General features: G+C 65.9%; 25 protein-coding genes and 1 tRNA gene. 22 read left to right on the top strand and 4 right to left on the bottom strand.

Annotated elements, in window-relative coordinates; genetic code table 11:
* The 18 genes from ACT84W_RS00150 to ACT84W_RS00065 all read left to right on the top strand — a co-directional run.
* Positions 1–102: 50S ribosomal protein L18 (locus ACT84W_RS00150; RefSeq protein ID WP_444327829.1), on the top strand; the 102-nt coding region annotated here is incomplete at its 5' end.
* A 9-nt stretch (positions 103–111) separates the two neighbouring features.
* Positions 112–633 (top strand): 30S ribosomal protein S5, encoded by a 522-nt coding sequence (gene rpsE, locus ACT84W_RS00145; protein WP_417575011.1) that lies wholly within the window; start codon positions 112–114, stop codon positions 631–633.
* Positions 634–635: 2 nt separating this feature from the next.
* Positions 636–821 (top strand): 50S ribosomal protein L30, encoded by a 186-nt coding sequence (gene rpmD, locus ACT84W_RS00140; protein ID WP_417575010.1) that lies wholly within the window; start codon positions 636–638, stop codon positions 819–821.
* 10 nt (positions 822–831) lie between these two features.
* Positions 832–1,281 carry a 50S ribosomal protein L15 gene (gene rplO, locus ACT84W_RS00135; protein ID WP_417575009.1) on the top strand — a complete coding sequence of 150 codons (450 nt, stop codon included), beginning with the start codon at positions 832–834 and terminating at the stop codon, positions 1,279–1,281.
* The gene (secY, locus tag ACT84W_RS00130; protein ID WP_417575008.1) at positions 1,275–2,552 is read left to right on the top strand and encodes a preprotein translocase subunit SecY; all 1,278 of its coding nucleotides are present in this window, start codon (positions 1,275–1,277) and stop codon (positions 2,550–2,552) included. Before rplO ends, secY begins: the two co-directional genes overlap by 7 nt.
* A 51-nt stretch (positions 2,553–2,603) precedes the next feature.
* Positions 2,604–3,230: an adenylate kinase gene (locus ACT84W_RS00125; RefSeq protein ID WP_417575007.1), complete on the top strand. Its 627-nt coding sequence runs from the start codon at positions 2,604–2,606 to the stop codon at positions 3,228–3,230.
* Complete coding sequence (map, locus tag ACT84W_RS00120; RefSeq protein WP_417575006.1) at positions 3,227–4,015, top strand: type I methionyl aminopeptidase; 789 nt, start codon at positions 3,227–3,229, stop codon at positions 4,013–4,015. Before ACT84W_RS00125 ends, map begins: the two co-directional genes overlap by 4 nt.
* 230 nt (positions 4,016–4,245) lie before the next feature.
* Positions 4,246–4,464: a translation initiation factor IF-1 gene (gene infA, locus ACT84W_RS00115; protein ID WP_417575005.1), complete on the top strand. Its 219-nt coding sequence runs from the start codon at positions 4,246–4,248 to the stop codon at positions 4,462–4,464.
* Between the two features lie 84 nt (positions 4,465–4,548).
* A complete protein-coding gene (gene rpmJ / locus ACT84W_RS00110) occupies positions 4,549–4,662 on the top strand; it encodes a 50S ribosomal protein L36 (RefSeq protein ID WP_013252436.1) in 114 nt (37 codons plus the stop codon).
* 15 nt (positions 4,663–4,677) lie between these two features.
* On the top strand, positions 4,678–5,046 hold the full coding sequence (gene rpsM, locus ACT84W_RS00105) for a 30S ribosomal protein S13 (RefSeq protein WP_417575004.1): 369 nt from the start codon (positions 4,678–4,680) through the stop codon (positions 5,044–5,046).
* Between the two features lie 17 nt (positions 5,047–5,063).
* The gene (gene rpsK, locus ACT84W_RS00100; RefSeq protein ID WP_117205647.1) at positions 5,064–5,465 is read left to right on the top strand and encodes a 30S ribosomal protein S11; all 402 of its coding nucleotides are present in this window, start codon (positions 5,064–5,066) and stop codon (positions 5,463–5,465) included.
* An 18-nt stretch (positions 5,466–5,483) separates the two neighbouring features.
* Positions 5,484–6,074, top strand: coding sequence for a 30S ribosomal protein S4 (rpsD, locus tag ACT84W_RS00095; protein ID WP_417575003.1), 591 nt, complete (start codon positions 5,484–5,486; stop codon positions 6,072–6,074).
* 24 nt (positions 6,075–6,098) lie between these two features.
* Positions 6,099–7,040, top strand: a complete 942-nt coding sequence (locus tag ACT84W_RS00090; RefSeq protein WP_417575002.1) for a DNA-directed RNA polymerase subunit alpha — start codon at positions 6,099–6,101, stop codon at positions 7,038–7,040.
* 30 nt (positions 7,041–7,070) lie between these two features.
* Entirely contained in the window at positions 7,071–7,535 is a 465-nt protein-coding gene (gene rplQ, locus ACT84W_RS00085) for a 50S ribosomal protein L17 (protein WP_417575001.1), read from the top strand.
* A 77-nt stretch (positions 7,536–7,612) separates the two neighbouring features.
* Complete coding sequence (truA, locus tag ACT84W_RS00080) at positions 7,613–8,458, top strand: tRNA pseudouridine(38-40) synthase TruA (RefSeq protein WP_444327817.1); 846 nt, start codon at positions 7,613–7,615, stop codon at positions 8,456–8,458.
* Positions 8,459–8,524: 66 nt separating this feature from the next.
* Entirely contained in the window at positions 8,525–9,508 is a 984-nt protein-coding gene (locus ACT84W_RS00075; protein WP_444327816.1) for a putative manganese transporter, read from the top strand.
* A 43-nt stretch (positions 9,509–9,551) separates the two neighbouring features.
* The gene (locus ACT84W_RS00070; RefSeq protein ID WP_417574998.1) at positions 9,552–10,370 is read left to right on the top strand and encodes a hypothetical protein; all 819 of its coding nucleotides are present in this window, start codon (positions 9,552–9,554) and stop codon (positions 10,368–10,370) included.
* A 48-nt stretch (positions 10,371–10,418) separates the two neighbouring features.
* A complete protein-coding gene (locus ACT84W_RS00065; RefSeq protein WP_444327815.1) occupies positions 10,419–11,555 on the top strand; it encodes a glycosyltransferase family 2 protein in 1,137 nt (378 codons plus the stop codon).
* A 141-nt stretch (positions 11,556–11,696) separates the two neighbouring features.
* On the opposite strand, the gene ACT84W_RS00060 is transcribed toward ACT84W_RS00065, so the two are convergent.
* A complete protein-coding gene (locus tag ACT84W_RS00060) occupies positions 11,697–12,800 on the bottom strand; it encodes a glycosyltransferase (RefSeq protein ID WP_444327814.1) in 1,104 nt (367 codons plus the stop codon).
* Between the two features lie 108 nt (positions 12,801–12,908).
* On the opposite strand from ACT84W_RS00060, the gene ACT84W_RS00055 reads away from it, so the two are divergent.
* The 3 genes from ACT84W_RS00055 to gltA all read left to right on the top strand — a co-directional run bounded on the left by ACT84W_RS00055 (position 12,909) and on the right by gltA (position 16,395).
* Positions 12,909–13,901, top strand: a complete 993-nt coding sequence (locus ACT84W_RS00055; protein ID WP_417574995.1) for a glycosyltransferase — start codon at positions 12,909–12,911, stop codon at positions 13,899–13,901.
* 257 nt (positions 13,902–14,158) lie between these two features.
* Positions 14,159–15,001 carry a sulfide/dihydroorotate dehydrogenase-like FAD/NAD-binding protein gene (locus tag ACT84W_RS00050; protein ID WP_444327813.1) on the top strand — a complete coding sequence of 281 codons (843 nt, stop codon included), beginning with the start codon at positions 14,159–14,161 and terminating at the stop codon, positions 14,999–15,001.
* Complete coding sequence (gene gltA / locus ACT84W_RS00045) at positions 14,989–16,395, top strand: NADPH-dependent glutamate synthase (protein ID WP_417574993.1); 1,407 nt, start codon at positions 14,989–14,991, stop codon at positions 16,393–16,395. The genes ACT84W_RS00050 and gltA overlap by 13 nt, the downstream gene beginning before the upstream one ends.
* A gap of 120 nt (positions 16,396–16,515) precedes the next feature.
* Here the strand turns inward: gltA and pth are convergent, their stop codons facing one another.
* The 3 genes from pth to glmU all read right to left on the bottom strand — a co-directional run bounded on the left by pth (position 16,516) and on the right by glmU (position 19,620).
* The gene (pth, locus tag ACT84W_RS00040; RefSeq protein WP_444327828.1) at positions 16,516–17,064 is read right to left on the bottom strand and encodes an aminoacyl-tRNA hydrolase; all 549 of its coding nucleotides are present in this window, start codon (positions 17,062–17,064) and stop codon (positions 16,516–16,518) included.
* A gap of 165 nt (positions 17,065–17,229) precedes the next feature.
* Positions 17,230–18,225: a ribose-phosphate diphosphokinase gene (locus ACT84W_RS00035; protein ID WP_417574992.1), complete on the bottom strand. Its 996-nt coding sequence runs from the start codon at positions 18,223–18,225 to the stop codon at positions 17,230–17,232.
* Between the two features lie 3 nt (positions 18,226–18,228).
* Entirely contained in the window at positions 18,229–19,620 is a 1,392-nt protein-coding gene (gene glmU / locus ACT84W_RS00030; RefSeq protein ID WP_444327812.1) for a bifunctional UDP-N-acetylglucosamine diphosphorylase/glucosamine-1-phosphate N-acetyltransferase GlmU, read from the bottom strand.
* A gap of 201 nt (positions 19,621–19,821) precedes the next feature.
* On the opposite strand from glmU, the gene ACT84W_RS00025 reads away from it, so the two are divergent.
* Positions 19,822–19,896: transfer RNA gene (locus ACT84W_RS00025), tRNA-Gln, on the top strand.
* Positions 19,897–20,009: the final 113 nt, after the last annotated feature.

Raw genomic sequence — 20,009 nt, 5'->3', positions numbered from 1 at the left:
AAGGGCGTCACCGAGGTCACGTTCGACCGTGGCGGCCGCATCTATCACGGCCGCGTCAAGGCTCTCGCAGACGGTGCCCGCAACGCGGGCCTGAAGTTCTAGGAGGATTCAATGGCACGAGATCGTAAGCGCCAGCAGGATACGGATCTTCAGGAGCGCGTCGTCTTCATCCACCGCGTTTCGAAGACCGTCAAGGGCGGCCGTCGTATGTCTCTGCTCGCGCTCGTCGTTGTCGGCGACGGCAAGGGCAACGTGGGCCTCGGCCTCGGCAAGTCCGCCGAGGTGCCCCTGGCTATTTCCAAGGCCGTCGAGGACGCAAAGAAGAACATGTTCCACGTCGAGGTCACCGAGGCCGGCTCCGTGCCGCACGCCGTCGAGGGCCACTACGGCGCGGGCCGCGTCCTCATCAAGCCGGCTATCGAGGGTACCGGTGTCATCGCCGGCGGCCCTGTCCGCCCGCTCTTCGAGCTTGCCGGCATCACCAACGTCCTCTCCAAGTCGCTCGGCACCAACAACGCCCTGAACATGATCAAGGCTGCTGCCGAGGGTCTGAAGGAGCTCTCTACCCCCGAGCAGACCGCTGAGCGTCGCGGCCTGACCGTGGGCGAGATGTTCGTCGGTAAGGAGAACTAAAGATGGCTCAGTCCCTCAAGATCACCCTGGTCCGCTCCGCCCAGTGCGGCGTCAAGAAGGACCAGACCGCAACCGCCAAGGCCCTCGGCCTCCGCAAGATCGGCGATTCCGTCGAGCAGCCGGACAACCCGGGCATCCGCGGCATGATCTTCAAGATCAAGCACCTCGTCAACGTGGAAGAGAACTAGGAGTCAACCAATGCAGCTCAACGATCTGCGCCCCGCGGAGGGCTCCCGCAAGAACCGCAAGCGCATCGGCCGCGGCAACTCGTCCGGCCACGGCACCACTGCGGGTCGCGGCACCAAGGGCCAGCTTTCCCGCTCCGGCGGCGGCAAGGGCAAGGGCTTCGAGGGCGGCCAGCAGCCGCTCGCCATGCGCCTGCCTAAGCTCCCCGGCTTCACCAACCACTGCCGCGTCGAGTACGCGCCGGTGAACCTCTCTCGCCTCGAGGCCCTCTACGCCGACGGCGAGACCGTCGACGGCGCCTCCCTCGTCGAGAAGGGCGTCATCAAGCACGACTACCAGCTCGTGAAGGTCCTCGGCGACGGCGAGCTCACCAAGAAGCTCACCGTCAAGGTCGACAAGGTCTCCGCCTCTGCCCAGGCCAAGATTGAGGCGGCCGGAGGAAAGGTCGAGCAGGCGTGCTAAAGGGAATCGCCAACGCTTTTCGCGTTCCGGAACTGAGGAATAAGCTCCTTCTTACCGTGGGAATCCTCCTGCTGTACCGCTTCGGCGCGTATCTCCCCGTTCCGGGAGTGCCGTTCCAGGACATGCTCTCGGCCTACCAGTCGGGACTCTCCTCCAACGGCGCTATGGCCGTGCTCAACCTGTTCTCAGGCGGCGCGCTTTCCCGCATGTCCGTGTTCAGCCTCGGCATCATGCCCTACATCACCGCGCAGATCATTCTGCAGCTCATGCAGGCCGTGATCCCGTCGCTCGGCGAGCTTGCAAAGGAGGGCGAGTCCGGTCAGCGCAAGATCACGCAGTACACGCGCTACCTCACGATCGGCCTCGCCCTCATCTCCTCGGTCGGCTACCTCTTCCTGTTCAAGAGCTACGGCGTGAGCTTCTCGAACATGGGGATCGCTGAGGGCCTCGAGAACTTCATCGTGGTCTTCACGATGCTTGTCGGCGCCATCGTTATCATGTGGCTCGGCGAGGTCATCACCCAGCGCGGGATCGGCAACGGTATGTCGCTCATCATCTTCGCGAACATCATGAGCGGCCTGCCCACCTCACTGATCTCCTCGGTGGCCAACAACGGCAACGTGATCCTGACCGTGGTTACCATGGTCGTCATCGTCGCCATCATCCCCATCATCGTGTACGTGGAGCGCGGCCAGCGCCGCATCCCGATCCAGTACGCCAAGCGCGTCGTGGGTCGTCGCGTGATGGGTGGCCAGGCCACCTATCTGCCGATCAAGGTCAACACCGCCGGCGTCGTGCCGATCATCTTCGCTTCGGCGATCCTGTATCTGCCGGCCCAGCTCGCGGTGTTCTTCCCTGGCGTCGAGTGGGTCCAGGCCGTGGCGAACGCGCTGTCCGCCGGCTGGATCAACTGGATCCTCTCGGTGCTCCTGATCGTCGGCTTCGCGTACTTCTACTCCTCGATGGTGTTCAACCCCGAGGAGACCGCCGATCAGCTTCGCAAGCAGGGCGGCTTCATCCCGGGTGTCCGCCCCGGCGCCGCTACCGCCAACTACATCAAGAGCACCATCGACCACGTGACCCTGCCGGGCGCCCTCTTTATGGCCGTCCTCGCCGTCGTCCCGTCGATCATCTTCTGGTTCACCGGCAACTCGCTGATCCAGGCCTTCGGCGGCACCTCGGTCCTCATCATGGTCGGCGTCGCGATGGACACGCTCTCCTCCCTGGAGAGCCAGCTCAAGATGCACAACTACGACGGCTTCTTCAAGTAAGCCGCCTGCGGGTTCGGGTTTTCGCCACTTAGGTTAGAAAGGTACGGCCTTATGAACATCGTTCTTCTTGGCGCCCCCGGCGCCGGCAAGGGCACCCAGGGCCAGAAGCTCGTGGAGGAGTTCGGCTTCGCCCACATCTCCACCGGCGACCTGCTCCGCGCGGCCGTCAAGGCCGGCTCGGAGCTCGGCGTCCAGGCCAAGTCCTACATGGAGTCCGGCCAGCTCGTGCCCGACCAGCTCGTCATCGACCTCGTCAAGGAGCGCCTCGACTCCGATGATGCCCAGAAGGGCTTCATCCTCGACGGCTTCCCGCGCAACACCGCCCAGGCCGTCGCGCTCGACTCCGAGCTCGCCGACATGGGTCGCGACCTCGACGCCGCGCTGCTCGTCAGCGTTCCCGATGAGGCTGTCGTCGGTCGCCTCTCGTCGCGCCGCACCTGCAAGTCCTGCGGCTACACCGCCCCGGCCGGCACCGACGTGTGCCCCCGCTGCTCCGGCGAGATGTACCAGCGCGATGACGACAAGCCCGAGACGATCCAGCGTCGCCTCGACACGTATCACACCCAGACCGCCCCGCTGGTCGAGTACTACCGGGGCCACTCCATCCTCAAGGAGGTCGACGGAGATCGTCCCGTCGACGCGGTCTACGCCGACGTCAAGGATCTCCTGGGTCTATGATCAAGCGCAAAGATCCTCAACAGATCGAGCAGATGAAGGCCGCCGGGGCACTGTCCAAGGCGGCCCTTCGTCTAGCTGGGACCATGGTTGTCCCCGGGGTGACCACCCTCGCGATCGACCAAGCGGTCGAGAACTACATCCGTCTTCATGGCGGCAAGCCCACCTTCAAGGGCTACGGCGGGTTCCCCGGCAGCATCTGTTCCTCGGTGAACGAGCAGATCGTCCACGGCATCCCGTCCGAGGCCGTCGTGCTCAAGGAGGGTGACATCCTCTCCATCGACACCGGCGCTACCTACCAAGGCTGGGTGGGGGACAACGCCTGGACCTTCTACTGCGGCGAGCCCTCCGAGGCTTCCCGCGCTCTGTGCGAGGTCACGCGCGACTGCCTGAAGGCCGGCATCGAGCAGGCCGTTCCCGGCAACCGCCTTGGCGACATCGGCGCCGCCATCCAGGAGCTCGCCGAGTCCAACGGCTTCGGCGTCGTCCGCGACTACGTCGGTCACGGCGTTGGTCGCGAGATGCACGAGGACCCCGAGGTCCGCAACTACGGCAAGCGCGGCCGCGGCGTCAAGCTCCAGCCGGGCATGGTCATCGCCATCGAGCCCATGATCACCATGGGTTCCTACGATTGCCGCACGCTCGGCAACGGCTGGACCGTCGTCACCTGCGACGGCGGCGCGGCGGCGCACTACGAGAACACCGTCGCCATCACCGCCGACGGCCCCGTGATCCTCACCGCCGACGACCAAGGCCCCTGGTGCCCCATGCAAGGCGGCGAGCAATAGCCGAGAACGGTTCTGGCCGGGAGTCCCCCTGCGTGCAAGCAAAGTGCTTCTGAGCGCGCGCAGCGCGCGAGGTCACTTTGCGCACGCAAGGGGTTCTCGGCTCACGGCGCGCCCAGCGTCCTCCAACTCCTGCATGTGGTTCACTTGTGAAGCCTTGTCAAGCACGTGGACGCATCCGTGAATTTTCGATATATTTATTAGTCGCTGTCACGGCGTAGAGAGGGATTAACTTGAGCAAGCAAGACGCAATCGAACTCGAGGGCAGGGTCGTCGAGCCCCTGCCTAACGCTATGTTCAACGTGGAGCTCGAGAACGGTAAGACCATTCTCTGCACCATCTCGGGAAAGATCAGGATGAACTACATCCGAATCCTCCCGGGCGACAAGGTCGTCGTGGAGATCTCTCCCTACGACCTCACGCGCGGCCGCATCACCTACCGCTACAAGTAGGCCTGCGGCACTCAGCCTGGAAATCACGCCAGCGGCTGGGCGAGTACATAGGTTCGTATCAGCACTACCGAAAGGAATGACGTCATGAAGGTACGCCCTTCGGTCAAGAAGATGTGCGACAAGTGCAAGATCATTCGTCGCCACGGCAAGGTTTACGTCATTTGCGAGAACCCGCGCCACAAGCAGCGTCAGGGCTAAGGAAGGAGCACCAAGTTGGCCCGTATTAACGGCGTCGACCTCCCGCGCGAGAAGCGCGTCGAGATCGGACTCACCTACATTTTCGGCATCGGCCGCACCACTGCCACCAAGATCTGCGCCGAGACCGGCGTTGATCCGTCTACCCGCGTCAAGGATCTGACCGAGGACGAGGTCACCAAGATCCGCGATTTCATTGACGCTCACTACACGACTGAGGGCGACCTCCGTCGTGAGACCCGTCAGAACATCGCCCGCCTGATGGAGATCGGCTGCTATCGCGGCCTCCGTCACCGCAAGGGCCTCCCCGTCCGCGGCCAGCGCACGCACACCAACGCTCGTACCCGCAAGGGCAAGAAGCGTCAAATCGGCGGCAAGAAGAAGTAGGACAGGGGATATAGAACATGGCGCAGAAGAAGAACGCTCGCACCACGCGCGTCCGCCGTTCCGAGCGTAAGAACATCGCTGTGGGCCAGGCCCACATCAAGAGCACGTTCAACAACACGATCGTCTCGATCACCGATCCCCAGGGTAACGTCATCTCCTGGCAGTCCGGTGGCACCGTCGGCTTCAAGGGTTCCCGTAAGTCCACGCCGTTCGCAGCTCAGCTGGCCGCCGAGGCCGCTGCCAAGGCTGCCATGGAGCACGGCCTGCACAAGGTCGCCGTCTTCGTGAAGGGCCCGGGCTCTGGTCGCGAGACCGCCATCCGATCCCTCCAGGCCGCCGGCCTCGAGGTTTCGGGCATCCAGGACAAGACCCCCATCGCGCACAACGGTTGCCGTCTGAGCAAGCGTCGTCGCGTGTAGCTCTAGGAGGATTTAACAATGGCAGTTGATAGGACTCCCGTCCTCAAGAGGTGCCGCCAGCTCGGCATCGACCCCGTTGTGATGGGGATTAACAAGACTTCTCACCGCGAGCCCAAGCGTCGCCGCAAGGAGTCCGAGTACGGCATGCAGCTTCGCGAGAAGCAGAAAGCCAAGTTCATCTACGGCGTTCTCGAGAACCAGTTCCACGGTTACTACAACGCCGCCCTTAAGCGCGAGGGCATCACCGGCGACAACCTGATGAGCATCCTCGAGAGCCGTCTGGACAACGTCGTCTTCCGTCTCGGCTTCGCCCGCACCCGCAAGGAGGCCCGCCAGACCGTCCGTCACGGCCACATCACCGTGAACGGTCACCGCTGCGACATCCCTTCCGCGCAGGTCAAGGCCGGCGACGTCATTGCCGTGGCCCCCAAGTACAAGGACCTGCTCCCCATCAAGGAGGCCCTCATCTCCTCCGAGCACATGGCCGTTCCCGGCTGGCTCGAGGTTGACATCGAGAAGCTCCAGGGCACCGTCCTTCAGGTCCCCACGCGCGACCAGATCGACCTGGACCTCGACGCTCAGCTCATCGTCGAGCTCTACTCCAAGTAAGCCCGACCCTGTTTGGAGGTAGCAATGTCCGATTTCATCCGGCCGCAGGTGTCGGTAGAGGAGATCAGCGACAGCCTGGCTCGCATCAACGTCGAGCCGCTGGAGCGCGGCTACGGCGACACGCTGGGCAACTCCCTGCGTCGCGTGCTGCTCTCGTCCCTCGAGGGCGCGGCAGTCGAGGCCATCTCCATCGACGGCGTGCAGCATGAGTTCACGACCGTCGAGGGCGTCTACGAGGACGTCACCGACATCGTGCTCAACGTCAAGGGACTGGTCTTCCGCTCCATGGGCACCGGCTCCGAGGCGGAGGCCTCCATCTCGGTCGACGGCCCCATGACCGTGACCGGCGGCGACTTCGACGTCCCCGCCGAGTTCGAGATCGTCAACCCGAGCCACGTCATCTGCACCCTTGGCGAGGGCGCTCACCTCACCATGAGGATGCGCATCGGCATGGGCCGCGGTTACGTGTCCAACGAGGACAACGAGCGCGAGAGCGACCCCATCGGCATCATCCACGTCGACTCGCTCTTCTCGCCCGTCCGTCGTTGCGCCAAGGTCGTCGAGAACTGCCGCGTCGGTCGCCGCACCGACTACGACCGCCTCGTCCTCGAGGTCGAGACCAACGGCTCCATCACCCCGCGTGACGCCGTCGTCGAGGCCTCCAACATCATCAACCAGCACATGGCCGCGTTCATGTCGCTCGCTGATGAGGACGAGCCCGTCGAGGATGCGTCGATCTTCACGACCAACACGGTCGAGGACAACATCGAGCTCGACAAGCAGATTGAGGACCTGGACCTCTCCGTCCGCTCCTACAACTGCCTGAAGCGCGCCGGTATCCACTCCGTGCGCCAGCTCGTGGAGTTCTCCGAGAACGACCTTCTCAACATCAGAAACTTTGGCGTCAAGTCCATCGAGGAAGTCAAGGACAAGCTCGAGAGCATGGGGCTTTCCCTCAAGGCTTAACGCGCGCCCGAACGCTTAGGAGAAGCAGTTATGCGTCACAACAAGAAGAAGGGCATGAAGCTCGGCACCGACGCTTCGCACACCAAGGCCATGAAGCGCAGCCTTGTGTGCGCCCTGTTCACGAACGACCGAATCAAGACGATCGATGCCCGCGCCAAGGCCATCCGCGGCGACGTCGACAAGATCATCACCTGGGCCAAGAAGGGCGACATCCACTCCCGTCGCCTCGCCATCGCGAAGCTCAACGACAAGGAGATTGTCCGCGAGGTCTTCGAGAAGGCCGCTCAGGGCATGTGGGCCGACCGCAACGGCGGCTACACCCGCATCATGAAGCTCGGCCCCCGCAAGGGCGATGCCGCCGAGATGGTGCTGATGGAGCTCGTCACCGAGCCCGTCACCCCCAAGGCCAAGAAGACCACCGTCTCCAAGGTCGCCGCTCCCGCCGAGGCCCCCAAGGCCGAGGAGGCTCCCGCCGAGGAGAACGCCGCTGAGTAAGCGGAGCTCATCGAAGTGCCCATAGGGCCCTGGCCTAGCGCCGGGGCCCTTTTTCTAAGATGTCGGAGGATATGCTCATGGGTGCCTACGTGCGCGAATACGTCCCGCGCGATATCCCGACGGTCGGGGACGCCCCGGCCGAGGGGACACTCGTCATACGGCTCGGTTACCGCGGGGAGGGGTTCTGCGGATTCGCGGAGCAGCCTGGGAAGCGGACCGTCGCCGGTGAGCTCCGCCGCGCGCTCGAGTGCGCGCTGCGCCGTCCCTGCGAGCTCACGTGCGCTGGCCGCACCGACGCCGGCGTCCATGCTGTGGCACAGTACGTCAGCGTCCCGGTGAGCGCGCCCGAGCTCGAGCTCGCGTGCGACCGCCTGCGCAGGAGCCTCGTCGCCCTCACGCCCGATGACCTCTCGGTCCAAGAGCTATATCGCGCCGCTCCGGACTTCTCTGCGCGGTTCGACGCTCAGATGCGGCGCTATCGCTACCGGATCTGTGCGGGCGACGCGCGCCCGGTCATGGCCTGGGACCACGCGTGGTGGTACAGGGGCTCGCTCGACGCGGCCGCCATGGACGCCGCGGCGCAAGCCCTCGTGGGCGAGCATGACTTCAAGAGCTTCTGTAAGGCCGCCTCGGCTGTGGATAAACCGACTTCCCGTTACATCGCGAGCCTGCACGTGGCCGAGGTCGAGGAGGCCTCGGAGCGCCTCGTGGCGGTCGATGTGGAAGGCAACGCATTCCTGCACAACATGGTCCGCACCATCGTGGGTACGCTCGTCGAGGTTGGGCGCGGACACCGCGACGCGGCCTGGGTGGCAGATGCCCTGGCCGCCCGCGACCGCGCCGCCGCCGGCCCCTGCGCTCCTGCCCGCGGCCTAACGTTCATGGCTGTCGATTACCCGGAAGGGTCGCTTCTTCCCTGGTAGGAAGTGGCCGTACGCCCAAACCCCCTCGCGGCGCCTCCGGGCGCGCGGAAGAAAGGAAAGCCGACCTTGGATCTTCTCGTCGACGTTCTCGCCGATTCCGTCATAGACACGCTCAAGCTCGTGCCGTTCCTCTTTGTGACGTACCTCGCCATGGAGGCGCTAGAGCACCTCGCGAGCCATAAGGTGAAGGAGGCCGTCGAGCGTGCGGGCGCCGCCGGACCTGTGGTGGGCGGCCTGCTCGGCGCGTTGCCCCAGTGCGGGTTCTCTGCGATGGCGGCGACGCTCTACGCCGGGCGCGTGGTCACTGCCGGCACGCTCGTGGCGGTCATCCTCTCGACCTCGGACGAGATGATCCCCGTCTTCGTCGCGCATCAGGCGCCTGCAGGTCGGATGCTCGTGATCATCGCCATCAAGGTCGTCCTCGGCATCGCGGCTGGCCTGGTCCTCGACGTCGCGCTGCGCCTGCTGCACCGCGCGGGCGATGGCCACGCGCACATCCACGAGCTCTGCGAGCGCGAGCACTGCCATTGCGAGGAGGCGGAAGAGGCTGACGAGGGCGAGGGCGCCGAGCGGGGCGGTGGCGCCGAGGAGGTCGAGCATGGCGACGGCCACGGCCACGGCGACCACCACGGTCACGCTCATCACCACGGCGCCTGGGGCATCGTGCGCTCCGCGCTCGTCCACACGGTGCAGGTCACGGTGTTCATCTTCCTGATCTCGCTCGTGTTCGGCCTGGTTATCGAGGGGGTGGGGGAGGACGCCATCGGCGCCGCGCTCGCCGACCACCCCGTGCGCGCCACGTTCCTCTCCGCGTTGGTCGGGCTCATCCCGAACTGCGGCGCGAGCGTCGCCATCGCGGAGCTGTTCCTCGAGGGGACGCTCGCCACGGGCCCGATGCTCGCCGGGCTTCTTTCCTCCGGCGGCGTGGGCCTGCTCGTCTTGTGGCGCACGAACGCGGACGCGCGCCAGAACGCCGTCGTCACGGTGCTGGTATACGCGGTCTCGGTTCTCGCGGGCCTCGCGGCCTGCGCGTTAGGTATCCTGTTGTAAAAAAGGATTCACACGTGCGCATGCGCACGGGAAGGCGGTACCCATGCTCTTTAGGAAGCGCGAGAGGTTTGAGCGCACCGATGTGCCCACGCCAGGCCCGTTCACGAACATCATCGGCGGAGCCGTTCTCGCGGTCGTGGCCGTCGCGGTCATCCTCGTCATCACCAACGTAGCCGATCGCGTGAGCAAAGAGACGCGCCTCCAGGACTACAACCTCAGCAAGCAGGTCGGCAAGGAGTCCGCGATGGTCGTGACCGACGACCAGTATCAGATCTCGAAGGACACATTCACGAAGATCCTCTTCCTCACGGTCGCGGACGCATCCGATATGGAGAAGGGCACGCAGGTCACGCAGGCGCAGGTGCTCCTTCTGCACGAGAAGCCCGTGCAGGCCGAGGATGGGTCCGAGACGACCCAGACCGTGGCGTCGCTCGCCACCATCCCGCTCGACGCGAAGATCGGCACCGGCGGGGACGCCGCGACGCTTGCCGACTACTGCGCGGCGCATGGCCCGGCCGCGTGCGTGGTGCCGCTCAACGCGGCGTGCAACATCAAGTTCACGCACGTCGTCGTGGCGAGCGAGGATGTGCTCGAGCAGGTCATGGCGCTTTCCGGCTCAGACCCGTCGAAGTTCATCGCGGACTCGACGCCCCTGCTCATGAAGCTTCGCACCGATATGACGGCCGCCGAGCTCGTCGAGGTCGGCACCAAGGCCACGACCGTCGGCGCCGAGAACTTCAACCGTGTTGACGCCCCGCTGGTCCCTGAGGTCGCCCAGGCCGACGACGGTTCAACGCAACAGACCGGCTTCCAGGTCATCGATCGCACCGCCCTGTGCACCTCCGTCGCCACTCTCGTCTAACCCTCACCCAGTGAAGGCGGGACGGATACGTGGGGATTTAGGGAGGGTGTGGACGCACACTTTACCTGCATAAAGCCATCGGATAATGGCAAGACGGCCATACGATCCGAAAGGCAGCCGTTGCAGCACTTCTCTCCCACATCACCACAGGTATCGGTCCTCCTTTGCGTCCATGATGCCGAGAAAACCCTGCGCCGCGCGGTGGAGAGCGTGCAGAACCAGACGCTCCGCAACGTCGAGCTCGTCGCGGTTGACGCCGGCTCCGAGGATGGGAGCGCCCGGATGCTCGACGTGGCGGCCGAGCGCGATATGCGCGTGAGCGTCGAGCACGTCCCGCCCTGCACGCGCGAGGCGGCCCTCGACCTGGCGCTTTCCCATGCCCGCGGCGAACACGTGACCGTCATGGACGCAGACGGCTGGCTCGAGCCGACCTTCCTGCAGCGCCTCGTGGAGACCGCCGAGGGCGGGCACGTCGACCTCGTGGTCGCGTCCGCCGAGGTGGAGATAAGCACGCCGCGCCGCTCGGTCGAGCTCAGGTCCCCCGACGCCGAGGCTATCTACCGGACCCAGCACGATTTTCGCGCCGCCGCGTGGCAGCACCTCGCCTCGGGGCTCCTCGCCCCGGCGAGCGCGAAGCTCTTCGACCGCGGCCGGGCGGTCGCCGAGGGCCTCAAGTTCGACTCGGGCAGCGGCACCGATCACGGATTCACCTACGGCTACCTGCGCGAGGTCGAGCGCGTCGCCATCGTGGGCGGCGGGTATCGCGTCCAGCGCGACGTGGAGCTCGGCGGGGTCGAGTCGGCGCGGCGGCTCTACCGTGGGCTCGGCCGGGAGCACGAGGCCGTCAGATCGCTGCTCGCCGATTGGGGGCTCGAGGGCGACGCCGCGAGCGTGGCTACGCTCCAAGGTCGCTACCTGGAGCTTCTTTCCCAGTGCATCTCGATCGCGTGCGACACCCGCTCAGGCGAGAAGCCTGAGGAGGTCCGCGCGCTCGTGGGCCAGATGATCTCCGACGATCGCGCGCGCCTCGCAGCGAGCGTGGGGCAGCCGAGCGACGGCGCCGCCCGCGCGCTGGTCGGGCCCATCAAGGGCCAAAACGTCTCGTTGGCGATCATGCAGGCGCGCCTGTTCTCGGTGGCTCGTCGCGGCGCTCCGGCCGTCCTCGCGCCTGACGCCTTCATCTGATTCGCGGTCCGTTGGCGCCGCTTGAAGCGAATCGAGGCCGTTCGCAGACTATCCGCCTGCGAACGGCCTCGATTTTTGTCTCTCCTGAAGTCGACTGTTGGATCAGCCGCAGGAGTCGGCTGCTAAGGTCGCCTCAAAGACCTACAGCCGGTTCGCGCGGCTGCGGACGTTGTCGACGACGAAGCCGAGCCCGTTCGTGCGCAGCCGGTAAGCGGCCTCCCGTACGAGGTATCCCGCACGGGCGAGCCCGCCCCCGCGCGGCGCCCCGACGCCGACCTCGCGCGCAAAGAAGCCCTTCGCGGCGGGGGAGAGCGCCGCCAGCCCGAACACCCTCGCGGGCTCCAGCCGCGCCATGGAGCGCGAGACGAGCTCGGCCACACCCGGGGCGTCCTCGCCTGCGGCGTCCGCGGTGATCATCGCGTAGTTGACCCCGCGCAGCGCGAGCGCGTCGAGCACGCGCCCATCCGTGACGCCGAGCCTCTCGGCCGCGTCCATCATCTCGTTCCAGCGCGAAAGCGGCGTCAGCGGCGACTTGCGCGCGAGCGCCTCGGCGTCGTTCAGGTCGTGCTCTCGGTAGAGGTAGAGCGGCTCGTCGACGTAGGCGAGGGCGTCGGTGGCGCAGAGCGTCTCGATGAGGAAGGGGTTGTCCGTCCAGCCCGCGCCCGGCACCTCGCGGAACCGCACGCCGGCGCGCTCGAGGAACTGGCGCCGGTACATGCCCGCCCAGATCGCGGGGTGGTGCAGCAGAAGCTCGATGCCGTCGCCGATGCGGAAGGGCTGCTGCGCGGGCTTGACCCGGTGAAGGTACTGGCAGCTCACGCGCCTCTCGCCGCCTGCCTCGTCCTCGAAAACGCGCCAGTACGCGCACCGCACGACGTCCGGCGCGCGGCCGCCAGCGTCCGCGACGCCCTCGGCGCAGCCGACGAGCCGCTCGTACATCGCGGGGTCGAGGTAGTCGTCGGGCTCCACGATGGCGACCCACTCGCCGTCGGCCAGCGCGATGCCGCGGTTGCAGGTGGCGCCGTAGCCCTCGTTGGGCTTGTCGACCACGACGATCCGCGCGTCGCGGGCGGCGTGGCCGTGCGCGATCGCGGAGCTGCGATCGCGCGACCCGTCGTTCATGCAAATGATCTGCAGGTCAGGGTAGGTCTGGCGTTCAATGCTCAGCAGGCACTGGTCGAGCGTCGTCTCGACGTTGCACATGGGGACGACGACCGAGACCCGGCCGTGGACGGTGTTGCTCATGGGCCCTCCTTCGGGCGGCGGACGGGTGGCTTTCCGCGCCCGCTCCTCGCAGCCAGCTCCCTTATAATAAGTCAGCAACACCAGCCCACCGATTGGACGCGCCGCTTCATGAACCGCCCCGCCATCGTCATCGTCACCTTTAAGCGCCAGGAGCTCCTCTCGCAGCTTCTCGACTCCATCGAGAAGTCCAGCGTCGCCCCTTGGCGCGTGGTGGTCGTCGACAACGAGAACGCGCAGCTCACGGCTGACATCGTCCGCGACTTCGAGGCCCGCGCGAACGCCCTGTGGGGGCCTACCGGCGACGACCCCGACGACGAGGGCGGCACCTCGCGCGTCGTGTACCTCCCGATGGAGGAGAACACCGGCGGCGCGGGCGGCTTCAGCGCCGGCGTGCGCCGCGCCTACGAGCTCGGCGCCGAGTGGTTCTGGGTGATGGACGACGACGTCGCCATCGAACCCGACGGCCTGGCCGTGCTCGCGCGCTGGTCTAAGGAGTCCGACGCGATCATGGGCACCCGGCGCGACTTCGACGGCGGGCACTTCTTCTGGCAACACCGCTTCTGGACCGGCCTGGCCATCTACAACCCGTTCTCGCGCGATGGCTGGCGCCCCGGCGAGAGGTACAAGCTCTGCAACGTCCTGTGCTTCGAGGGCAGCTTCTTCTCGCGCCGCGTGGTCCAGAAGGCCGGCCTGCCCGACCCGCGCTTCTTCATCTACCTCGACGACGCGTGCTTCGGCTACGTGGCGAGCAAGGTCACCGACGTCTACTACATCCCCGACGTCGTGCTCAGCCGCCGCCGCGAGGTCGCGAACAAAGAGATCGGCTCCGTGCGCCAGCTCAACTCCGCGAGCGACATGACGCGCTACTACATCACGCGCAACCGCGCCTATCTCGCGCGCTACTTTCAGGTGTACGGCGACTACAACCCTGCGCTCTACGCCGTGGGCACGCTCGCGAACTTCGCCAAGGAGCTGCTGCGGATCCTCATCGTGGATCGCAGCCACCTGCGCAGCGGCTGGTCGCGCCTGTGGGCCGGCTACGTGGAATCGCGCCGCATCCTGCGCGACCCCGGTTGGGAGCCGATGCCGCCGCTGGGCTAGGCCCGCGCCCCTCTCGTCCCCGTCTGGGCCGCTATCTCCTCGCACTCCGCGTCCCCGCCATGCCTCGCACGTCGTGCCCGTCGCACATCCCCTCTCGTCCTTCTTTCTGCCAACGGCATCTTCTCGCCCGTGAACGGCGGTTCCAACAGGCCTTACCTACCGCTCGCGGTACAATTACAGAGTTTTTGACGTGGCCGATCGGCCGTGGGGACCTCGGCCTCGCCGCATGGCAATGAAAGCAGGAGAGGAGTTCGTTGATGTACAAGATCCTCGACAAGACGCAGTTCTCGGAGAAGGTGTTCAAGTTCCGCATCGAAGCGCCCGCGATGGCCAAGCATGCACATGCCGGCCAGTTCCTCATGGTGCGCGCGAACGAGACGGGCGAGCGCGTGCCGTTCACCCTGGCGGGCTGGAACCCCGAGGAGGGCTGGGTCGAGTTCATCTTTATGGTGATCGGCAAGACCACCGAGATGCTGTCCTCCTACGAGGCCGGCGACTCGCTCAAGGACGTCACCGGTCCTTTGGGCATGCCCACCGAGATGGCCGAGGGCCCTTGTGCCGTCATCGGCGGCGGCGTCGGCCTTGCGATCGCCTTCCCCGTGGCCAAGCACCTGGTCGAGACCGGCCACGAGGTGCACGCCATCATGGGCGCCCGCACCAAGGACCTTCTCCTGCTTGAGGACCAGTTCCGCGAGCTGCTCGACGACGACCACATTCACATCACCACCGACGACGGCTCCTACGGCGAGAAGGGCGTGGTTACCGCCCCGCTCGAGCGCCTGCTTCAGAGCAAGGCCGTCGAGCAGGTCTTCTGCGTCGGCCCCGTCCCGATGATGAAGTTCTCCGCCATGACGGCCGAGAAGTACAACACCCCCATCACCGCGTCGCTCAACCCCATCATGGTCGACGGCACGGGTATGTGCGGCTGCTGCCGCGTCGAGGTCGACGGCAAGACGAAGTTCGCCTGCGTCGACGGCCCCGACTTCGACGCCACTAAGGTCGACTGGAACGACCTGCGCGCGCGTCAGGCTGCATACCGTACCGAGGAGGGCCAGTCCCTCAAGGCCTATGAGGAGGCGAACTGCGCATGCCACAGGTAAATGGTCGCTTTGTGCCGGACATGAAGTCCCCGCGCACCAAGGACAACGAGGAGCCGGCCGACGAGCGCGCGAAGGATTTCCGTCCCGTCGACAAGGGCTTCACCGAGGAGATGGCGCTGGCCGAGGCCGAGCGCTGCATGGACTGCAAGCGCCCGTTCTGCGTCGAGGGCTGCCCGGTCAACATCAACATCCCGAAGTTCATCGAGCAGATCCGCGCGAAGAACTACGGCGGCGCCCTGGACATCATCCGCGAGGAGTCCATGCTCCCCGCCATCTGCGGCCGCGTCTGCCCGCAGGAGAACCAGTGCGAGGGCAAGTGCGTCCGCGGCAAGAAGGGCGAGCCGGTCGCCATCGGTCAGCTCGAGCGCTTCGTCGGCGACCAGCCTGAGCTGGCCTCCAAGCCGCAGATGAAGCCCAAGAACGGCAAGAAGGTCGCCGTCGTCGGCTCCGGCCCCTCCGGCATCACCTGCGCCGGCGAGCTGGCCCGCAACGGCTTCGACGTCACCGTCTTCGAGGCGTTCTTCACCGGCGGCGGCGTGCTCGTCTACGGCATCCCCGAGTTCCGTCTGCCGAAGGCGGTCGTCAAGCGCGAGATCGACGGCCTGGAAGAGATGGGCGTCAAGTTCGAGTACAACTCTGTCGTGGGCAACATCACCAACGCCGACGAGCTCTTCGAGCAGGGCTTCGACGCCATCTACGTCGCCACGGGCGCGGGCCTGCCGAAGTTCCTCAACGTCCCCGGCGAGAACCTGCCGAACGTCTTCTTCGCCAACGAGTACCTCACCCGCGTGAACCTCATGAAGGCGAACAACTTCCCGGAGTACGACACCCCGACCAAGCACGGCAAGAACGTCGTCGTCTTCGGCGGCGGCAACGTGGCCATGGACGCCGTCCGCACCGCCAAGCGCCTGGGCGCCGAGCGCGCGATCATCGCCTACCGCCGCACCGAGGCCGAGATGCCCGCCCGTCGCGCCGAGCTACACCACGCGAAGGCCGAGGGCGTCGAGGTCATGCCGCTCGTCTCGCCGCTCGAGTTCATCGCCGGCGAGGACGGCACCGTCTGCGCCGTCAAGGTCCAGAAGATGGAGCTCGGCGAGCCCGACGAGTCCGGCCGCCGTCGCCCGGTGCCCATCGAGGGCGCCGTCGAGACGATCCCCTGCGACGTCGCGATTTCCGCCATCGGCACCAACGCCAACCCCTTCGCAAAGAAGATCGGCGGCAAGATGGAGCTCAACAAGTGGGGCTACATCGTCGCTGACGAGGAGACCGGCCAGACGACCGACCCGCGCATCTGGGCCGGCGGCGACATCGTCACCGGTGCCGCGACCGTCATCCTCGCCATGGGCGCCGGCAAGAAGGCCGCCGCGTCCATCACCGAGGCGCTGACGAAGTAGTCCAGCCTCGCGCGTAGGATACTCTGCCCGCAAAAACGATCCCCCGGCGACGGGTTCCTTCGGGAACCGTCGCCGGGGGATCTTCTAGTATGGGGGATAGCTGTGAGGCCGTGGCAGACCCTACTTCGCGCCCTCCGTGAGCACGCGCTCGACGACGTCTGCCGCCTGCTGCGCCGTCACCTCGAACTCCTCGAGGAAGTTGCCCTTGAGCTCGCGCAGGACGTAGTCGGCGACCTGCATCTTTCCAGGTGGGCGGCCGATGCCGAACTGGACGCGCGCGAAGTTGCGGCTCCCGAGCTTGTCGGCGATTGAGCGCAGGCCATTGTGGGCGTTCAGGCCGCCCCCGAGCTTGACCTTGACCTGGCCGGCGGGCAGGTCGACCTCGTCGTGGACCACGAGGATCTGCTCCGGCTGCACGCGGTGCGCCCGCGCGAGCTTGGACAAGGGCCCGCCCGAGGTATTCATGTAGCTCATCGGCTTTGCGAGGATGACCTCGCGCTTCTCGCCGTCGGCGTCGCGCCACGACAGCATGGCCGTCTGCGCGCCCGCCTCGCTCTTCCAGTAACGCACGCCGTGGCTCTCGGCGAGGACGTCGACCGTCGCGAAACCGGCGTTGTGGCGCGTGTGCTCATACTCGGCGTCGGGGTTGCCGAGCCCGCAGACAATCATGATGGTGGCTGCTTTTGCCACGATGACTCCCTTCAGAGAAGCGATGGTGCTCGCAGCTCATGTCTACATTACTGGCCCAAGTGGGTAATGAAGTAGAAAACGGGGCCGCCCGCACGTCGCGGGCGGCCCCGCAAAATGACGAAAAGGGACAGTCCCTTTTCGTCATTACAGGTTCAGGTCGCCGCCAAAGATGTTGGAGATCGGCTTGTTGGTGTACACGCTGTAGATGGCCTCGGCGAGCTCGTTGGCGATGGAGATCGTCTTGATCTTGGAGCCCGGCTGGTTAGCGACGGCGCAGGGGATGACGTCGGTGACGACGCACTCCTCGATGGGAGCCTCCTGCAGGCGCTCGATGGCGGGGTCGGTGAAGATGCCGTGGGTGGCGCAGACGTAGATCTTGCCGGCACCCATCTCCTTGAGCTTCTTGACGGAGCCGCAGAGAGTGCCCGCGGTATCGATCATGTCGTCGTTGACGATGCAGGTCTTGTCCTTGATGTCGCCGATGATGCCCATGACCTCGGACTGGTTGTGCTTCGGGCGGCTCTTGTGGGCGATGGCGACCTCGCAGCCGAGGTAGTCGGAGAGCTTCTTGGCGGCCTTGGCGCGGCCCATGTCGGGGCTGACGACGACGGTCTCGGACCAGTCGAGGTCCTTCTTCTTGAAGTAGTCGCCGAGCAGGTACAGGCCGGTGAGGTGCGTGACCGGGATGTTGAAGAAGCCTTGGATCTGGCCCTGGTGCAGGTCAACGGTGATCACCTGGTCGACGCCGGCGGCCTCGAGGAGGTTTGCGACGAGGCGCGCGGTGATCGGCTCGCGCGGAGCGGCCTTGCGGTCCTGGCGGGCGTAGCCGTAGTGGGGGATGACGGCGGTGAACTTGCGGCAAGAGGCGCGCTTGGCCGCATCGGCCACGATCAGGGTCTCCATGATCAGGTCGTTGACGTTGGCGCCGGCCATGGTCTGGATAAAGAAGACGTCGTCGCCGCGGACCGACTCGGTGAAGCGCGCGTAGGTCTCGCCGTTGGCGAACTTCTCGGTGGTCAGGCCCTGGAGCTCGAGGTGCAGGATGTCCGCGATCCTCTTGGACAGCTCAGGGTTACCGGTGCCGGAGTAGAGCTTGATCTCGGTGTTGATGGGTGCGGGATCGCTTAGGTTCTCGTACATCTGTTAGGCTTCCTTCCTCAGTCGTTCGAGCCGCTTGCTGGCATAGCCTTCCTTCATGAACTGCTCGCTGCGCTCAACGGCCAGAGCGTCGGCGGGCACGTCCTTGGTGATGCAGGAGCTGGCGCCGGTGATCGCGCCGGCCCCGATATTCACGGGGGCGACCATCATGGTGTCGGAGCCGATGAAGGCGCCGTCGCCGATGGTGGTGCGGCTCTTGTGGACGCCGTCGTAGTTGCAGGTGATGGAGCCGCCGCCGATGTTCACGTGGGCGCCCATCTGGCAGTCACCGATGTAGCTGAGGTGGGGGACCTTGGAGCCCTCGCCGACCACGGTGTTCTTGAGCTCGACGTGGGTGCCGATGTGCGCGCCCGAGAGCACGTGCGCGCCGCCGCGCAGGTAGGCGCGCGGGCCGCAGGTGATGTTGTCGTCGAAGGTCACGTTGACGCCGACGGTCTCCTCGAGGGAGTTGTTGTCGCCTACGGTGACGTCGGTCAGGCGTGTGTTCGGCCCGATGACGTTGCCCTCGCCGATGGTAGTCTTGCCCCAGAGCATCGTCATGGGGAGCAGCTCGGTGTCGCGGCCGACGGTCACGTCGGGCCCGACCCACACGGTCTTGGGGTCGAGCATGGTGACGCCGGACGCCATGAGGCGACGGTTGATCTTCTGCTGCGCGAGCTCGGTGAGCTCGGCGAGCTGGACACGGGAGTTGACGCCCAGGCCCTCGACGTAGTCGTCGCAGTGGGTGATGGTCGTCGCGTGGCCGTGCTCGCGGAGGATCTGCACCATGTCGGGCAGGTAATACTCGTGCTGCGCGTTGTCGCAGCCGACCTCGCCGATGTGCTTGGCCAGCAGAGCGCCGTCGAAAGCGTAGCAGCCGGCGTTGCACTCAAGGAGGTTCTTGTCCTGCTCGGGCGTGCAGTCCTTCTGCTCCACGATGCGCTCGACCGTGCCGTCTGCGGCGAGCTCCACGCGGCCGTAGCCGAAGGGGTCGGGCGGGGTCATGGTCAGGATGGCGCAGGCGTGCTCGCCGTCGGCGACGGAGTCCGCGAAGGCGCGGATGGTGTCGGCCTCGATGAGCGGGAGGTCGCCGTTGAGTACGACGACGGGCCCCTCGGTGACGTGCGCGGCTTCGATGGCTACGCGGGTCGCATGTCCCGTACCCAGGCGCTCGGTCTGCTCGACGCACTCGACGTCGGTCTCGGAGGCGAGGTGCGCGCGCACCTCGGCGGCGCCGTTGCCGACGACCACGATGATGCGGTCGGCCCCGGCGTTGCGCGCCGCGCGCGTGACCCACGAGACGAGCGGGCGATCGAGCAGTTTGTGCATTACCTTGGGGTGACGGGACTTCATGCGCGTACCCTCGCCGGCGGCGAGAATGATCGCGGTCATGGGCATGGATGTGCCTCCAAAAGCGAAGTTTGCTTGTCCCAGAAAATACCGCTCACAATAATAACGCAGCCATTTGACCGATTGGAACGATTTCGGGCCGCATTATACGCGATGCGTAAAATCCGCAGGATTCTGGCGGAGCGCTATTCGCTCAGGTCGCTTGAGGTGGCGGGAGGTGCCGGCTTATTGGTACAATGGCGGACGCACAGGGGTATCGTCCAATGGTTAGGACAGTGGTTTTTGGTGCCATCAATGTGGGTTCGAATCCTACTACCCCTGCCATCTGCGCGCATGCGGGCCGCTCGTCATCGACGGGCGGCCTTTTTTGCCCGGGCCCGCCGCGGCCGGCGATGCCGTGCAGAACCGGGCCCGCCACGGCGATACCGTGCAGAACC

The sequence above is a fragment of the Paratractidigestivibacter sp. genome, assembly GCF_052362415.1.
Taxonomy (GTDB): domain Bacteria; phylum Actinomycetota; class Coriobacteriia; order Coriobacteriales; family Atopobiaceae; genus Paratractidigestivibacter.
This window is presented reverse-complemented; position numbering and strand designations above follow the sequence as displayed.

What these genes read in the sequence shown, in the direction of transcription:
- rpsE (WP_417575011.1), top strand. Translation starts at nt 112, where the DNA reads ATGGCACGAGATCGTAAGCGCCAGCAGGATACGGATCTTCAGGAGCGC.
- rpmD (WP_417575010.1), top strand. Translation starts at nt 636, where the DNA reads ATGGCTCAGTCCCTCAAGATCACCCTGGTCCGCTCCGCCCAGTGCGGC.
- rplO (WP_417575009.1), top strand. Translation starts at nt 832, where the DNA reads ATGCAGCTCAACGATCTGCGCCCCGCGGAGGGCTCCCGCAAGAACCGC.
- ACT84W_RS00125 (WP_417575007.1), top strand. Translation starts at nt 2,604, where the DNA reads ATGAACATCGTTCTTCTTGGCGCCCCCGGCGCCGGCAAGGGCACCCAG.
- map (WP_417575006.1), top strand. Translation starts at nt 3,227, where the DNA reads ATGATCAAGCGCAAAGATCCTCAACAGATCGAGCAGATGAAGGCCGCC.
- rpmJ (WP_013252436.1), top strand. Translation starts at nt 4,549, where the DNA reads ATGAAGGTACGCCCTTCGGTCAAGAAGATGTGCGACAAGTGCAAGATC.
- rpsK (WP_117205647.1), top strand. Translation starts at nt 5,064, where the DNA reads ATGGCGCAGAAGAAGAACGCTCGCACCACGCGCGTCCGCCGTTCCGAG.
- rpsD (WP_417575003.1), top strand. Translation starts at nt 5,484, where the DNA reads ATGGCAGTTGATAGGACTCCCGTCCTCAAGAGGTGCCGCCAGCTCGGC.
- ACT84W_RS00090 (WP_417575002.1), top strand. Translation starts at nt 6,099, where the DNA reads ATGTCCGATTTCATCCGGCCGCAGGTGTCGGTAGAGGAGATCAGCGAC.
- rplQ (WP_417575001.1), top strand. Translation starts at nt 7,071, where the DNA reads ATGCGTCACAACAAGAAGAAGGGCATGAAGCTCGGCACCGACGCTTCG.
- truA (WP_444327817.1), top strand. Translation starts at nt 7,613, where the DNA reads ATGGGTGCCTACGTGCGCGAATACGTCCCGCGCGATATCCCGACGGTC.
- ACT84W_RS00070 (WP_417574998.1), top strand. Translation starts at nt 9,552, where the DNA reads ATGCTCTTTAGGAAGCGCGAGAGGTTTGAGCGCACCGATGTGCCCACG.
- ACT84W_RS00060 (WP_444327814.1), bottom strand. Translation starts at nt 12,800, where the DNA reads ATGAGCAACACCGTCCACGGCCGGGTCTCGGTCGTCGTCCCCATGTGC.
- ACT84W_RS00055 (WP_417574995.1), top strand. Translation starts at nt 12,909, where the DNA reads ATGAACCGCCCCGCCATCGTCATCGTCACCTTTAAGCGCCAGGAGCTC.
- ACT84W_RS00050 (WP_444327813.1), top strand. Translation starts at nt 14,159, where the DNA reads ATGTACAAGATCCTCGACAAGACGCAGTTCTCGGAGAAGGTGTTCAAG.
- gltA (WP_417574993.1), top strand. Translation starts at nt 14,989, where the DNA reads ATGCCACAGGTAAATGGTCGCTTTGTGCCGGACATGAAGTCCCCGCGC.
- pth (WP_444327828.1), bottom strand. Translation starts at nt 17,064, where the DNA reads ATGATTGTCTGCGGGCTCGGCAACCCCGACGCCGAGTATGAGCACACG.
- ACT84W_RS00035 (WP_417574992.1), bottom strand. Translation starts at nt 18,225, where the DNA reads ATGTACGAGAACCTAAGCGATCCCGCACCCATCAACACCGAGATCAAG.
- glmU (WP_444327812.1), bottom strand. Translation starts at nt 19,620, where the DNA reads ATGCCCATGACCGCGATCATTCTCGCCGCCGGCGAGGGTACGCGCATG.